Here is a 14,893-nt window from a genome sequence, read left to right as displayed (position 1 = left end):
CGTAAATGCAACACTTTGTGTCAATCTGCGTTTATTCGTGCTGGCTAAAGGTGGAAACATGGACGAGCTGGTAATCCTTGGCTGTATCGTACTTTTCTTTGCGCTGGTGGTGGTCCCCATACTGGCGATTGTCGCTATTAATCGTACTTCCGCCATGCGCTATGAAGTTTCGTTGCTTCGCCGTCGGCTGGAGGAACTGGAGCAACGCGGTGTACATGATGCGCCGGAGCCAAAACCGGTTGTGGCAGTTGAACCGGTGATTCCCGTTGCGCCCGTTCAACCCGCGCCCGCCAATCCCTGGCAGCCCACGGAAAAATACGAGCCGGTATCGCCGCCCGAGCGCGAGACTTCATCGGCATTTGGCGGTGTATTCACTTCATTATTACGCTGGTTTATGCAGGGTAACCCACTGGCTAAACTGGGTATTCTGCTGCTGTTTCTTGGGCTCTCTTTCCTGTTGCGCTATACGGTCGAGCACGCGCTATTTCCACTGGAGCTGCGTCTTGTGGCGACGGCGCTTTGCGCGGTGGTGCTGCTGGCTATCGGCTGGCGATTGCGCCATAAGCAGCGTGTCTATGCGTTGATCCTGCAAGGTGGCGCGACGGGCGTGCTTTATCTCACCGTATTCGGCGCATTTCGCCTGTGGCAAATGCTGCCGATGACGCTGGCCTTTGTGCTGCTGGTGCTGATTTGTGCGGCAAGCGTTGGCCTGGCGGTGCTGCAAAATGCCCTGAGCCTGGCGATGTTGGCGAGCCTCGGCGGCTACCTGGCACCGGTGCTTCTCTCCACGGGAAGCGGCAACTACATTGCGCTGTTCTCTTTCTACCTGCTTCTGTCCGTTGGCATTCTGGCGATTAGCGCGCGGCAACACTGGCGCGAACTGAATCTGTTAGGGCTGCTTTTCACCTTTGGCGTGGGCGGATTGTGGGGCATGAATGATTATCGCCCTGAATACTGGCTTAACTGCCAGCTGTTCCTTATCGCCAATATCCTGATTTTCGGCGTCCTGAGCGTGCTGTTCTCCTGGCAGGCGCAGGAGAAGGGTAAGCGTGTGGTCGACGGCGTGCTGCTCTTCGCACCGCCGCTGATTGGTTTTGGAATGCAGTACGTCATGACGCAGCACATGACTTACGGCCCGGCGATCAGCGCCCTGGGTTATGGCGCGTTTTATCTGGCGCTGGCGTGGCTGGTGCTGCGTCGATTCCCGTCGGCGGAACGTACTCTGTTGCTGGCCGCGCTGGCGCTGGGCGGCGCATTCACCACGCTTGCTATTCCGCTGGCGCTTTCCGCGCGCTGGACGGCGATGGCCTGGGCGCTGGAAGGTGTGGGCGTGCTGTGGTTAGGCATGCAACAGCAGCAGCGGCGTATGAGTTTTAGCGGCACCGCACTGTTATTGATGGCGCTGGGCAGCGGCGTCTGGGCGCTGGCGGATGAAACCACGCCGCTCTCCATCATGATGATTTTCGCCGTGCTCAGCCTGTGCTGGCTCGCCGCCGCCTGGTTGTGGCGCGCAGAAATATGGCGTCTGAGCCTGGCGCTGTTAATCGGCGGCGTTGCATTCTGGGTGATTGCCCTCGCGGGTGCGGCACAGCTCGTCACTACCCAGGACGCGACGACAGGATTTGTCCTGCTCGCGTTGATATCCCTCTCGGCCTGGGCCTGGCGTTTTATGTGCCAGCGTCTGGCATGGCGCGAACTGGGCTTTGCACAGTGGCTGCTGTGGCCCGCCATGCTGTTGATGCTGTGCGAGCAAATTTATCAGCAGCAAATTTTCGCCGCAGGCTGGCACAATCTGGCGTGGGTGATTGCCCTGCCGTCTGCGCTCATGCTGCTTTATCGTGATGACAGCACGGTACCAGCACGTCTTTCGCAGGGGTTGCATCTCGCGTTGTTATGGATGCTGATGCTCGCATTCGGAGCTGAACTGATGTGGTTTGTGCAGTCGCTACCGTGGGGAACGAGCGCCTGGCAAAGCGGCCTGCTGATGGCGGCGGGTGGCATTACCATTCTGCTGATCCACGGAGCGCTTCGCCGGGCCTGGTGGCCGTTCTGCCGCTGGCCGGAAATGTATGGCAGCGTGGCGGTTGTCCCCGTGGTGGCCCTGCTGCTTGGTTTGTTGGTACTGAGCAACGTGCAAAGCGGCGTGGTCTATCATCAGCTCTATTTGCCGTTGATTAACCCTCTGGAAGAGGGCGCTGCTTTTGCGCTGCTGGGGCTTTATGTGGCGGAACGCGCTGTTCGGCAATATCTGCCATCGACGTGGCGCGTAGCCCTCGCCGGGCTGGCTTTCTGGTGGCTGAACGGCATGCTGATGCGTGCGCTGGCGTGGTATGGCGACGTTGCCTGGGATTTCAGCGCGCTCTGGCAGTCGCGGCTCATTCAGACCACCTTTGCGCTGTTCTGGATGCTGATAGCGCTCATTATTATGATTCGCGCAACGCGCAACGTCTCACGCAAAATGTGGCTGTGTGGTGCCGCGCTATTAGGCGTGGTTATCATCAAACTGATGCTGGTCGATAGCGCAGGCGGCGGTGGTCTGGCGCGCGCGGTGGCGTTTATTGGTGTGGCGATACTGGTCTTGATTGTCGGTTATTTCTCGCCGTTGCCACCCAAAGCAGGAGAGCAAAAATGAAACGGATAAAAGCGATGGTTTGCAGCCTGCTTCTGGCGGGCAGTTCTTCCGCCTTTGCGGCGGAATCCCCGCGAGACTACGCCACAGGCATGACGCTGGAAACCTCTTCGTCATCACCGTGGTATCGCGTGGCGTTACCGCGAGAGGTCTACCAGCACAGCGCCTGGCCTGACCTGCGCGATGTTCGGGTATTTAATCAACAGGGGGAGCGCGTTCCCTTTACGTTAATGACGAAGCCAACGCCGCCTGCCGTCGCGGATTCGGTCGCTCTGCGTCTGTTTCCTTTAGCGGCCTCGCCGATCGCCACGACGGAGGCCAGCGCGCCGCAGACGATCCGTCTTAAGGCAGCCAATGGCGTGGAAATTAATCTTGAGGGCGATGAGGCAAAATCGGTGGGTCAGAGCTATTTACTGACCTTGCCGGATAGCCGGGAAGCGTCGCTGCGCCTGACGCAGCTTCAGCTCGATTGGGCGGCATCAAATGCAAGCTGGCAGGGTAAAGCTTCGGTTTACGCCAGCCGGGATCTCAGCCACTGGCAGCGCGTTCAGGAAAATGCGCCGCTGATGGATCTTTCCCGCGATGGCGAACAGCTGAAGATGAATACCGTGGCCGCCGAATTGACGCTGTCACCCAAAGGCAGACGTTACCTGCTGCTGGTTCTTGACCCACAAACCCCCATGCCGGAGCTAAAAGGCGTAATGGCCGTGGCGCAACCGCAAGAGCCGCTTACTGAGCGTATTCAGCTCCCGGCTGCGGTCGCCAAAGCCACATCAACCGAGGCCATCTGGCAATGGGATCAGCCGCAACCGCTAAGTACGCTTTCCATCACGCTGATGGAAGAAGGAGTGTTACCGGTCGAGATAGCCTGGCGAAGCGATGCAAAAAGCGAGTGGCGGCCGCTGGCGAAAAGCGTGTTGTTTAACGTCAACGATCAAACGCAGGCGGCGTTTCCGCTCTCTGCGAATGTTGTCGAGGCCATTCGCATCACCACGGTGGATGCCCATCTGCCGCAAACGCTTCCGGGCGTAACTGGCGCGCGTGAAGCTAAAGTGCTGATCTTTAACGCACAGGGTAAGGGCCCCTATATGCTGACCTGGGGAAATAAGGCGGCGGAGAATGTCGCGTTGAGCCTGAATCAGTTAATTCCTGAATCGCTCCCGGCGAGCAAAAACATCGAGACGCTGCCCTGGGCGCAGCCGCTGGAAACCGTCAAACTGGGCGGTGATGCGCGATTGCAGGCGGTGAGTGCGGGTGAACAACAGAAACTGTGGGTAGCCCTCGCGGTGTGGGCGGTGCTTATCGTCGGCGTGGGGGCGTTGCTGATGGTGGCGTGGCGAATCTGGCGAGAAGCCCGGCGCTAAAAACAAAAAAGGCTCGCCTGCGCGAGCCTTAGATTTCTGATAACGTGCGCTTTGTTTTGCCGAATGGCGGCTTTGCCTTATCCGGCCTACAAAATCGTGTAAATTGGTAGGCCTGATAAGCGCAGCGCCATCAGGCAATTTTGCTTATGCATCCGCCAATTACAGGCTGGAGACGTTTTCGGTCAGGTATTTTGCTACGCCGTCCGGGGACGCCGCCATACCTTCTTTGCCTTTTTCCCACTGTGCCGGGCACACTTCGCCGTGCTCTTCGTGGAACTGCAGCGCGTCAACCATACGCAGCATTTCGTCGATGTTACGGCCCAGCGGCAGGTCGTTAACCACCTGGTGGCGAACTACGCCGTTGGCGTCGATCAGGAAAGAACCACGCAGCGCCACGCCCGCGTCCGGGTGTTCGATGCCGTAGGCTTTCTGGATTTCGCGTTTAATGTCAGCAACCATCGCGTATTTCACCGCACCGATGCCGCCTTTATCGACCGGGGTGTTACGCCATGCGTTGTGAACGAATTCGGAGTCAAAGGAAACACCGACCACTTCTACACCGCGTTTCTGGAACTCTTCGTAGCGTTTATCGAACGCGATCAGTTCAGACGGGCAGACAAAGGTGAAGTCCATTGGCCAGAAGAACAGCACGGTGGCTTTGCCGTTGGTGTGCTGTTTGAAGTTAAAGTTTTCAACGATTTCGCCGTTACCGAGCACTGCCGCAGCGGTAAAGTCAGGTGCCTGACGAGTAACCAGAACCATGGGTTCTCCTTTGAGTATAGAAAGTAAGTAGTACGCAACGCGGGCCAGTATAGAGAGTGAACCGCAATGACTCAAAGAGGCTACAGCAATCGATATTTAAAGTTCTGCCTATGGATAGCTACACGTTTGACAGGTTCTGATTAAAGCTCGCGGGCTTTGGCCTGCGCCATCATCTGCGGATAAAACTGCCAGAACTGTTTCTCCAGCTGCGCATAGTGCTGGTCTAAATCGTGCCAGGAGTCGCGCAGGGCGTCCAGTTTCGGACGTCGGCTGGCCATGCCGTTCAGCACGCGCTGAATAAACTCCATTTCGCGATAGCGCTCCAGCCAGCGTTCTGACCACAGATACTCGTTCAGATTCACGAAGCGCGGCGGCGAGTCGGGCAGAATCAGCGACACCTGCTCATGGGCGTACTCGACGAACTCCGGCAGCGCTATTTGTGGCGAAAGCTGCGACCAGTGGCGCGAGAGAAAATGGTCCCACATTACATCGAGCGTAATAGGCGCGACGCGCCGCGTCTGCGGGCGGAACCACTCCAGGGCTTGCTTCACCTCGGGCAGGTTATCGGTCATCACGTCAATGCGCCGATGCATGTAAATCCCGTCGACGACCTCGGCCGGGTAGCTGTTATCCGGATTGCCGCGCACAAAATCGGCCAGCAGATTGCCGGACAACGAGCTGTCGGCGAGGTACGCGAGATGCAGGTGAGCTAAAAAATTCATCGATTATTATCTATCCAGAGGGGGATAGGGTTGCAGGGAGAACGCCCCGGCACTAGACTACCCGCCTCATTATTAAGTCCAGAGTCTTAGAGTCATGCGCCTTGCCGATTTTTCCTTTGAATTACCTGAATCCCTGATTGCCCACTATCCACAGCCTGAGCGCAGCGGTTGCCGCTTGCTGTCGCTGGACGGGCCGACAGGCGCGCTGACGCACGGTACTTTCACCGATCTGCTCGATAAGCTCAACCCTGGCGATCTTCTGGTCTTTAATAATACCCGCGTCATTCCTGCGCGTCTGTTCGGTCGCAAGGCCAGCGGCGGCAAGATTGAAGTGCTGGTTGAGCGTATGCTCGATGATAATCGTATTCTGGCACATATTCGCGCCTCTAAAGCGCCGAAGCCGGGTGCGGAACTGCTGTTGGGCGATGACGAAAGCATCAATGCGACCATGGTCGCACGCCACGACGCGCTGTTTGAAGTGCAGTTTAACGATGAGCGTCCGGTACTGGATATTCTGAACAGTATCGGCCACATGCCGCTGCCGCCGTACATCGATCGCCCGGATGAAGACGCCGACCGCGAACTTTATCAAACCGTTTACAGCAGCCGCCCTGGCGCTGTCGCGGCTCCCACAGCGGGTCTGCATTTCGACGACCCACTGCTGGCTAAACTGCGTGAGAAAGGCATTGATATGGCCTTTGTGACCCTGCACGTGGGCGCAGGGACTTTCCAGCCGGTTCGCGTTGAAAGCATTGAAGAGCACACCATGCATTCCGAATATGCGGAAGTGCCACAGGACGTTGTTGATGCGGTGCTGGCGGCGAAAGCGCGCGGTAACCGTGTGATTGCAGTCGGCACTACCTCTGTGCGTTCGCTGGAAAGCGCGGCACAGGCGGCGAAAAACGACCTGATTGAACCGTTCTTTGGCGATACGCAAATCTTTATCTATCCGGGCTATCAGTACAAAGTGATTGATGCGCTGGTGACCAACTTCCACCTGCCGGAATCGACGCTGATTATGCTGGTTTCCGCGTTTGCAGGTTATAAAAACACCCTGCACGCCTATCACGAAGCGGTAAAAGCGGAATATCGCTTTTTTAGTTACGGTGATGCGATGTTTATCACGTACAATCCGCAGGCCATTAACGAACGTCCTGCCTGATGGCGCGTTGCTTATCAGGCCTACGGTTTGTAGGTCGGGTAAGCGTAGCGCCACCCGACAACACAGGCACGATACGATTTTTCTCTCTCCCATGCGGGAGAGGGCCGGGGTGAGGGTGAACCTCACCTCGCAACATTAACCATCAGACTGTCTCTCTGATGCAGGAGAATAGCGTGAAATTTGAACTGGACACCACCGACGGACGCGCACGCCGTGGCCGCCTGGTCTTCGATCGTGGCGTAGTGGAAACGCCTGCTTTTATGCCCGTCGGTACCTACGGCACCGTAAAAGGCATGACGCCGGAAGAAGTTGAAGCCACCGGCGCACAGATTATCCTCGGCAACACCTTCCACCTGTGGCTGCGCCCGGGTCAGGAAATCATGAAACTGCACGGCGACCTGCATGACTTCATGCAGTGGAAAGGCCCCATCCTCACCGACTCTGGCGGCTTCCAGGTCTTCAGCCTGGGCGATATTCGTAAGATAACCGAACAGGGCGTACACTTCCGTAACCCGATCAACGGCGATCCTATCTTCCTCGATCCGGAAAAATCGATGGAGATTCAGTACGATCTCGGTTCCGACATCGTGATGATCTTCGACGAATGTACGCCGTACCCGGCGGACTGGGACTATGCTAAACGTTCCATGGAGATGTCTCTGCGCTGGGCCAGGCGTAGCCGCGAGCGTTTTGACGGCCTCGGCAATAAAAATGCGCTTTTTGGCATCATTCAGGGCAGCGTTTACGAAGATTTACGAGATATCTCCGTTAAAGGTCTGGTAGATATCGGTTTTGATGGCTACGCTGTCGGCGGCCTGGCAGTAGGCGAACCGAAAGCAGACATGCACCGCATCCTGGAGCACGTTTGCCCGCAAATTCCTGCTGACAAACCGCGTTACCTGATGGGCGTCGGTAAACCAGAGGATCTGGTCGAAGGCGTACGTCGCGGTATCGATATGTTTGACTGCGTTATGCCCACGCGTAACGCGCGCAATGGTCACCTGTTCGTGACCGATGGCGTGGTGAAAATCCGTAATGCGAAGCATAAGAGCGATACCAGCCCACTCGACGCTGAGTGTGATTGCTATACGTGTCGCAATTATTCACGTGCGTACTTGCATCATTTAGACCGTTGCAACGAAATACTGGGCGCACGTCTCAACACGATTCATAACCTTCGCTACTATCAGCGTTTAATGGCTGGTTTACGCAAGGCTATCGAAGAGGGTAAATTAGAGAGCTTCGTGACCGATTTTTACCAACGTCAGGGGCGCGAAGTTCCAGCTTTGAACGTTGATTAATATTAATAATGAGGGAATTTTAATGAGCTTTTTTATTTCTGATGCGGTAGCAGCACCGGGTGGCGCAGCACAGGGCAGCCCGATGTCTCTGATTCTGATGCTGGTAGTGTTTGGTCTGATTTTCTACTTCATGATCCTGCGCCCACAGCAGAAACGCACCAAAGAGCACAAAAAGCTGATGGACTCCATCGCCAAAGGTGATGAAGTGCTGACTAACGGTGGTCTGGTTGGCCGCGTAACCAAAGTAGCTGAAACTGGCTACATTGCTATCGCGCTGAACGACACCACTGAAGTGGTTATCAAACGTGACTTCGTAGCTGCCGTTCTGCCGAAAGGCACCATGAAGGCGCTGTAATTTACTGTTTTCCCAAAGGGAACTGCCGTGTTAAACCGTTATCCTTTGTGGAAGTACATTATGCTGGTCGTCGTGATTATCGTCGGCCTGCTTTACGCACTTCCCAACCTGTATGGTGAGGATCCGGCTGTTCAGATCACTGGTGCGCGCGGAGTCGCCGCCAGTGAGCAAACGCTGATCCAGGTCCAGAATACTTTACAACAAGAAAAAATCACCGCGAAGTCTGTGGCACTGGAAGAGGGCGCTATTCTTGCGCGCTTCGACTCCACCGACGTCCAGCTGCGTGCTCGTGAAGCGCTGCTGAGCGTGCTGGGTGATAAATACGTCGTGGCGCTGAACCTTGCTCCTGCGACCCCGCGTTGGTTGGCGGCCATTAAAGCCGAACCGATGAAGCTGGGTCTTGACCTGCGTGGTGGTGTTCACTTCCTGATGGAAGTGGATATGGACACGGCGCTCGGCAAACTTCAGGAACAAAATATCGACAGTCTGCGCAGCGATCTGCGCGAGAAAAACATTCCGTATTCCAATATTCGTAAATCAGATAACTATGGTCTGACGATTCAGTTCCGCGATAGCGCGGCGCGCGATCAGGCGAATACGTATCTCACATCCCGTCACCGTGATCTGGTTATCACTAATCAGGGCAGCAACCAGCTGCGCGCGGTAATGAGCGATGCGCGTCTGAGCGAAGCGCGTGAATATGCGGTGCAGCAGAACATCAACATTCTGCGTAACCGTGTGAACCAACTGGGTGTGGCTGAGCCTGTGGTACAGCGTCAGGGTGCGGACCGCATCGTCGTTGAACTGCCGGGTATTCAGGATACTGCGCGTGCGAAAGAAATTCTCGGCGCTACCGCGACCCTGGAATTCCGTCTGGTGAATACTAACGTTGACCAGTCCGCTGCCGCATCTGGCCGTGTACCGGGCGACTCCGAAGTGAAACAGACCCGTGAAGGTCAGCCGGTTGTGCTGTACAAACGCGTGATTCTGACCGGTGACCATATCACCGATTCCACTTCCAGCCAGGACGAATACAACCAGCCGCAGGTTAACATCTCGCTGGATAGCGCAGGTGGTAACACCATGTCTAACTTCACCAAGGACAACATCGGTAAACCGATGGCGACCCTGTTCGTGGAGTATAAAGACAGTGGTAAGAAAGATGCGAACGGCCGTGCCGTGCTGGTGAAACAGGAAGAGGTGATTAACATCGCCAACATCCAGTCTCGCCTGGGTAACAGCTTCCGTATCACCGGTATCAACAACCCGAACGAAGCGCGTCAGCTCTCTCTGCTGCTGCGTGCCGGTGCGCTGATTGCGCCGATTCAGATTGTTGAAGAACGTACTATCGGCCCAACTTTGGGTATGCAGAACATCAAACAGGGCCTGGAAGCATGTCTGGCTGGCCTGGCGGTTTCTATCCTGTTCATGATTTTCTTCTACAAGAAATTTGGTCTGATCGCGACCAGCGCGCTGATTGCTAACCTGGTACTGATCGTCGGTATCATGTCACTGCTGCCAGGCGCCACGCTGAGTATGCCGGGTATTGCGGGTATCGTGCTAACCCTTGCGGTGGCGGTCGACGCCAACGTACTGATCAACGAACGTATCAAAGAAGAGTTGAGCAACGGGCGTTCGGTGCAGCAGGCAATCAACGAAGGTTATGCGGGCGCATTCAGCTCCATCTTTGATGCGAACATCACCACGCTGATTAAAGTTCTGATCCTGTATGCAGTCGGCACCGGGGCAATCAAAGGCTTTGCTATCACCACCGGTATCGGTGTGGCAACGTCGATGTTTACCGCAATTGTCGGTACGCGTGCCATCGTAAACCTGTTGTATGGCGGCAAACGCATCAACAAGCTGTCAATCTGAGGAGTGCGTTGTGGCACAGGAATATACTGTTGAACAATTGAACCACGGCCGTAAAGTCTATGACTTTATGCGCTGGGATTACTGGGCTTTCGGCATCTCTGGCCTGCTGTTGGTGGCTGCCATCGTCATTATGGGCGTGCGCGGCTTCAACTGGGGGCTCGATTTCACCGGTGGTACGGTAATCGAAATTACGCTGGAAAAACCGGCTGAAATTGATGTGATGCGTGACGCGCTGCAGAAGGCGGGCTTTGAAGAGCCGCAGTTGCAGAACTTTGGTAGCAGCCACGACATCATGGTCCGCATGCCGCCAACTGAAGGCGAAAATGGCGGTCAGGTGCTGGGGAGCCAGGTTCTGAAGGTGATTAACGAATCCACCAATCAGAACGCGGCAGTGAAACGTATCGAGTTCGTTGGGCCGAGCGTGGGTGCAGACCTTGCGCAAACCGGTGCAATGGCGCTGATCGTGGCGCTGATCTCTATCCTCGTTTACGTCGGTTTCCGCTTCGAGTGGCGACTGGCGGCGGGTGTGGTTATCTCACTGGCGCACGACGTTATCATCACGCTGGGCATACTCTCGTTATTCCATATCGAGATTGACCTGACCATCGTGGCATCGTTGATGTCGGTTATCGGTTACTCGTTGAACGATAGCATCGTGGTCTCTGACCGTATTCGTGAAAACTTCCGCAAAATTCGTCGCGGGACGCCTTACGAAATCTTTAACGTGTCACTGACCCAGACGCTGCACCGTACGTTGATCACCTCCGGTACGACGTTAGTGGTTATTCTGATGCTGTACCTCTTCGGTGGTCCGGTACTGGAAGGCTTCTCACTGACCATGCTGATTGGTGTGTCTATCGGTACGGCTTCTTCTATCTATGTTGCGTCTGCACTGGCGCTGAAACTGGGTATGAAGCGCGAGCACATGCTGCAGCAGAAAGTCGAGAAAGAAGGGGCGGATCAACCGTCAATTCTGCCGTAACACGACTTTCCCGTCAGAATCGGAATCCCGGTCGCAAGGCCGGGATTTTTTTATTACAGCCTCGCCAATATTGGTTACTCTCCGTGGATAGCCTTTGACATGGAGTAACGCCAGTGACCATCACACTCGATTCCCTTTCTCTGCAAACTGTACCGCAGCCAGCCGTCTGGCATCATCTGCCTTCCGTTACCTTAAACGACGACACTCTGCGCGAGCGCAAAGCTAAAGTGCTGGCCGGGATGGCCTCTCGCGGGCTGGACGCGCTGGTGATTTATGCTGACAAAGAGCACGGCGGCAATTTTGAGTATCTCACCGGATTTATCCCGCGCTTCGAAGAGGCGCTGCTGGTATTGCACAGTGAGGGGGATGCTGTGCTGGTGCTCGGTAACGAAAATCTGAAACTGGCGGCGCATGCGCGGCTGGAAAACCGCGTGGTGCATGCGCCGTGGTTTTCCCTGCCTAATCAGCCGATGGACAATCAACAATCACTGCCGGATGTGCTGAACAGTGCGGGTATCGTTGCCGGAAAAAACTACGGGCTGGTGGGCTGGAAACTGTTTACCGGCGCACAAGATGACGCCTGGAAGATGTTTGATCTCCCGTCTTTTATCGTTGAGGCGATTCGTCAGGCGGCAGGGCCTGAGGCCGCGCTGTGCAACGCCACCGGAATTTTTATCTCGCCAGAGCACGGTGCGCGAACGGTCAATAACGCCAATGAACTGGCGCACTACGAGTACGGCGCGAATCTGGCGTCAACGGCGATTCTCGATGCCCTGAATGCCATCGCGCCGGGGAAAACCGAAAAGCAGATCGGCGCACTGCTGGCGGCCCAGGGGCAGCCGAATAACGTAGTGATGATTGCCGCAACCGGCGATCGTTTTGCCAATGCCAATCTTTACCCTGGTGATAAACATATAAAGCGCGGCGATAAATTCTCGCTTACCACCAGTTACAAAGGCGGATTAAGTAGCCGTGCAGCGTATGTGGTGGCGGATGAAAGCGAACTGGCACCAGAGGTGGCCGATTATCTCGACGTGGTGGCGAAGCCCTACTATCGCGCCGTCGCGACCTGGCTTACCCATATTCGCCCCGGCATGTTGGGCGGTGAAATGTATGCACTGATTGAACAGGTATTGCCGAAGGCGGAGTATCACTGGCACCTTAATCCGGGCCATCTGGTGGCGGATGAAGAGTGGCTGTGCTCGCCGATTGGCCCGAACTCCGCCGCACCGCTGCGCAGCGGTATGCTGCTGCAAATCGACATCATTCCTTCCCGCGCAGGTTACGCCGGAGCCAGCATTGAAGACACGGTAGCCCTCGCGGACAAAGCGCTGCGAGATGAACTTGCCCAGGCGTACCCTGAACTCTGGAACCGGGTGTTAATGCGTCGCCATTACATCAAAGAGCATTTAGGCATTAGTCTGCCGGACGAGGTGTTGCCGTTGTCGAATACGGTGGGGTATCTGCGCCCCTGGTTGCTCGACCCAACGCGAGCGTTGGTGTGTACAGAGTGATAAACTGTCCAAAACCTTTAATTTCATTACCGAGCAATTATGGCCATCATCCCTAAAAACTACGCGCGGCTGGAAAGCGGCTATCGCGAAAAAGCACTCAAACTGTTTCCGTGGGTCTGCGGGCGTTGCTCGCGCGAGTTTGTTTACTCGAACCTGCGTGAGTTAACGGTTCACCATATGGATCACGACCACACCAATAACCCGGAAGATGGTAGTAACTGGGAGCTGTTGTGCCTGTTCTGTCACGATCACGAGCACTCGAAATATACCGAAGCGGATCAATACGGTTCGACGGTAATTGCCGGGGAAGACGCGCAGAAAGACGTGGGCGAGGCGAAGTACAATCCCTTTGCCGATTTGAAAGCGATGATGGATAAGAAGAAGTAACAAAAAAGCACCGACGTTGAGAACGTGCGGTGCTTTTTTTGCCTGATGCGCTTTGACGTCGGGTGGCGGCTACGCCTTACCCGACCTACATTGATGGATGACGGCTACGCCGCCATCCGGCAAGCAGCGAAATCAGAAGTTGTAACCCGCCACCAGATACCAGCCGAAGCCGTTGGATTTAATCGGCTCAGCCTGCCATACCGGCTCGTCGCCATCTTTCCACTGACCACCGTTGTGGAAGTAACGCGCGACCACAGAGTAGTGCCAGTGATCGTAGTTCAGCGCCAGAATGTGGCTGGAGGCGATAGAGTTGCTGGTGCGGTACTGATCGTCGCCCAGGTCTGAACCCCAGTCGAAGTTGGTGAAGCCGATGTAGCTCAGCTTACCGCCCCACAGGTCAGTAATCGGCACGAAGTATTTGATTTTGAAACGATAGCCATCCCACTCGTTTTCGTTGGATGCGCCATAGTTCTGCCACTGATACTTGGCATAGACGTTCAGAGACAGCCCCATCGGCAGGCCGGTATCGATATCGGTACCCAGACCCATATACCAGGTGCTCTGACGGCCTTCGCTGTTGCGGCCCATATCGTAGATATAGTTGTTCGCGAAGTACCACTCTTTGAACGGACCAAAGCTCAGGTCAGTATTGGTCAGCTTGTCGATAGAGAAACGTGGCTCGATTTCCATAAACAGCGGGGAACCGTGGTTCCAGATCCCGCGGGAGTTGCTGTCGCCACCGAAGAAACGCGGCGCATCGACGTAACCGTAGAAATCAAACCAATCTTTCTTGGCGAACGCTTCATATTCCAGATAGGTGTCGTTACGCAGCGTCGGCCCGAAACGGGTGTGGTAGCTGCCTACCACGTTGACGCTCTGATGCCACCAGTCGGAAAGATATTGCGGTTTGTCATTTTCTGCTGCACCGGCAGTGAAAGACGCGGAGAGTGCTACCACAGCACCGGCTGCTAATAATGTTTTTTTCATATGTTTGCCACTGATAAAAAATCCCTAACGGGAATGAAATTAAGCATCGAAGCTTTACAAAATGTTTCGTATTTCTGCGTGCCTATTATAAGAATCATTGCTCACAAAAATCAGTTACGGGTCACACATTTTTCATATACGTAATCGATTGCGTTCACGTTTGCGTAGATTGAACGGCGGCGATTGTACCTGTCATATCAATGATTGCCAATCTTCAGCAAAAAGTGGTGAATAGGTGAGGGGAGAATGCAGCAGAAAAATTTGCGCCAGAGAAGCCTGGCGCGAAGGTGCGTTTACTGCGCGGTAGCGGGCTGAATATCGTGAACGCGGACAAAGCCGAGTTGATCCGGCGTGATGCCGTTCAGCTGTAGCGGAATATCGACATCGCTGGGCGCGAGAATACTGGCTGGCGCGTTAATGAGCTGATTCTGCACGTTAACTTCCTGGAAGTTATCGGTAGTGCCCTGAATCTGACCGTATTCTACGGTGCCGCTAAACGCCGGTAACGCATCGTTAGATTCGCCCTGAATACGCAGCGTCACCGCCGTACCCTGTGCGTTTGGCGCGATGTTGCGCAAAGACAGGCGCAGCGTGCCTATCTGGCTCTTCAGCAGCGCAGGCGTATTGGAACCGGGAATGATATAGGCGCCGCTGGCAGATTTCGCATTCAGCGCGTTCTGCTGGCTGATCTTCACCGTTTCTTTGTTCAGTTTGGTCATTTCCTGATTGAGCGTACTGATACTTTCGTGCATCTGACGAACCTCGGCTTGCTGTGCGCAGGCAGTCAGGCTAAAGAGGCTTCCCAGTACGGCAATTCTTAGGTAACGTCTTGTCATTATGTCTGTTTCCTTAT

General features: G+C 55.2%; 13 protein-coding genes. 9 read left to right on the top strand and 4 right to left on the bottom strand.

The genetic code is table 11. The features are described 5' to 3' along the window. The first annotated feature begins 58 nt into the window (after positions 1 to 58). Positions 59 to 2,632 carry a DUF2339 domain-containing protein gene (locus G163CM_RS12320; protein ID WP_231825143.1) on the top strand — a complete coding sequence of 858 codons (2,574 nt, stop codon included), beginning with the start codon at positions 59 to 61 and terminating at the stop codon, positions 2,630 to 2,632. After that, on the top strand, positions 2,629 to 3,993 hold the full coding sequence (locus G163CM_RS12315) for a DUF3999 domain-containing protein (RefSeq protein ID WP_231825142.1): 1,365 nt from the start codon (positions 2,629 to 2,631) through the stop codon (positions 3,991 to 3,993). The genes G163CM_RS12320 and G163CM_RS12315 overlap by 4 nt, the downstream gene beginning before the upstream one ends. A gap of 159 nt (positions 3,994 to 4,152) precedes the next feature. Here G163CM_RS12315 and G163CM_RS12310 read toward each other — a convergent pair whose 3' ends face one another. Both G163CM_RS12310 and acpH read right to left on the bottom strand, forming a co-directional pair. Then, positions 4,153 to 4,755 (bottom strand): peroxiredoxin, encoded by a 603-nt coding sequence (locus G163CM_RS12310; protein WP_113858772.1) that lies wholly within the window; start codon positions 4,753 to 4,755, stop codon positions 4,153 to 4,155. A gap of 140 nt (positions 4,756 to 4,895) precedes the next feature. After that, positions 4,896 to 5,477, bottom strand: coding sequence for an ACP phosphodiesterase (gene acpH, locus G163CM_RS12305; RefSeq protein WP_231825141.1), 582 nt, complete (start codon positions 5,475 to 5,477; stop codon positions 4,896 to 4,898). Between the two features lie 94 nt (positions 5,478 to 5,571). Between acpH and queA the strand changes: the two genes are divergently transcribed. From queA to yajD, 7 genes are all read left to right on the top strand, one after another. Next, complete coding sequence (queA, locus tag G163CM_RS12300) at positions 5,572 to 6,639, top strand: tRNA preQ1(34) S-adenosylmethionine ribosyltransferase-isomerase QueA (protein WP_231825140.1); 1,068 nt, start codon at positions 5,572 to 5,574, stop codon at positions 6,637 to 6,639. Positions 6,640 to 6,812: 173 nt separating this feature from the next. Beyond that, entirely contained in the window at positions 6,813 to 7,940 is a 1,128-nt protein-coding gene (tgt, locus tag G163CM_RS12295; protein WP_149462155.1) for a tRNA guanosine(34) transglycosylase Tgt, read from the top strand. Between the two features lie 22 nt (positions 7,941 to 7,962). Next, positions 7,963 to 8,295: a preprotein translocase subunit YajC gene (yajC, locus tag G163CM_RS12290; protein ID WP_231825139.1), complete on the top strand. Its 333-nt coding sequence runs from the start codon at positions 7,963 to 7,965 to the stop codon at positions 8,293 to 8,295. A 27-nt stretch (positions 8,296 to 8,322) separates the two neighbouring features. Beyond that, a complete protein-coding gene (secD, locus tag G163CM_RS12285; protein ID WP_231825138.1) occupies positions 8,323 to 10,170 on the top strand; it encodes a protein translocase subunit SecD in 1,848 nt (615 codons plus the stop codon). 10 nt (positions 10,171 to 10,180) lie between these two features. Beyond that, entirely contained in the window at positions 10,181 to 11,152 is a 972-nt protein-coding gene (gene secF, locus G163CM_RS12280) for a protein translocase subunit SecF (protein WP_231825137.1), read from the top strand. Between the two features lie 113 nt (positions 11,153 to 11,265). Further along, positions 11,266 to 12,666, top strand: a complete 1,401-nt coding sequence (locus G163CM_RS12275; RefSeq protein ID WP_231825136.1) for a M24 family metallopeptidase — start codon at positions 11,266 to 11,268, stop codon at positions 12,664 to 12,666. A 39-nt stretch (positions 12,667 to 12,705) separates the two neighbouring features. Continuing rightward, positions 12,706 to 13,053, top strand: a complete 348-nt coding sequence (gene yajD, locus G163CM_RS12270) for an HNH nuclease YajD (RefSeq protein ID WP_015965610.1) — start codon at positions 12,706 to 12,708, stop codon at positions 13,051 to 13,053. Between the two features lie 132 nt (positions 13,054 to 13,185). Here the strand turns inward: yajD and G163CM_RS12265 are convergent, their stop codons facing one another. Further along, positions 13,186 to 14,040 carry a nucleoside-specific channel-forming protein Tsx gene (locus tag G163CM_RS12265; protein ID WP_041686302.1) on the bottom strand — a complete coding sequence of 285 codons (855 nt, stop codon included), beginning with the start codon at positions 14,038 to 14,040 and terminating at the stop codon, positions 13,186 to 13,188. 293 nt (positions 14,041 to 14,333) lie between these two features. Continuing rightward, on the bottom strand, positions 14,334 to 14,876 hold the full coding sequence (locus G163CM_RS12260) for a SadB/YajI family lipoprotein (RefSeq protein WP_231825135.1): 543 nt from the start codon (positions 14,874 to 14,876) through the stop codon (positions 14,334 to 14,336). Positions 14,877 to 14,893 lie beyond the last annotated feature (17 nt).

Source organism: Pseudocitrobacter corydidari (assembly GCF_021172065.1).
GTDB classification, from domain to species: domain Bacteria; phylum Pseudomonadota; class Gammaproteobacteria; order Enterobacterales; family Enterobacteriaceae; genus Pseudocitrobacter; species Pseudocitrobacter corydidari.
Note: the sequence above shows the minus strand (reverse complement) of the source record. Positions and strands in the feature narration are given on the sequence as shown.

What these genes read in the sequence shown, in the direction of transcription:
- G163CM_RS12260 (WP_231825135.1), bottom strand. Translation starts at nt 14,876, where the DNA reads ATGACAAGACGTTACCTAAGAATTGCCGTACTGGGAAGCCTCTTTAGC.
- queA (WP_231825140.1), top strand. Translation starts at nt 5,572, where the DNA reads ATGCGCCTTGCCGATTTTTCCTTTGAATTACCTGAATCCCTGATTGCC.
- G163CM_RS12265 (WP_041686302.1), bottom strand. Translation starts at nt 14,040, where the DNA reads ATGAAAAAAACATTATTAGCAGCCGGTGCTGTGGTAGCACTCTCCGCG.
- G163CM_RS12315 (WP_231825142.1), top strand. Translation starts at nt 2,629, where the DNA reads ATGAAACGGATAAAAGCGATGGTTTGCAGCCTGCTTCTGGCGGGCAGT.
- yajD (WP_015965610.1), top strand. Translation starts at nt 12,706, where the DNA reads ATGGCCATCATCCCTAAAAACTACGCGCGGCTGGAAAGCGGCTATCGC.
- yajC (WP_231825139.1), top strand. Translation starts at nt 7,963, where the DNA reads ATGAGCTTTTTTATTTCTGATGCGGTAGCAGCACCGGGTGGCGCAGCA.
- G163CM_RS12310 (WP_113858772.1), bottom strand. Translation starts at nt 4,755, where the DNA reads ATGGTTCTGGTTACTCGTCAGGCACCTGACTTTACCGCTGCGGCAGTG.
- acpH (WP_231825141.1), bottom strand. Translation starts at nt 5,477, where the DNA reads ATGAATTTTTTAGCTCACCTGCATCTCGCGTACCTCGCCGACAGCTCG.
- G163CM_RS12320 (WP_231825143.1), top strand. Translation starts at nt 59, where the DNA reads ATGGACGAGCTGGTAATCCTTGGCTGTATCGTACTTTTCTTTGCGCTG.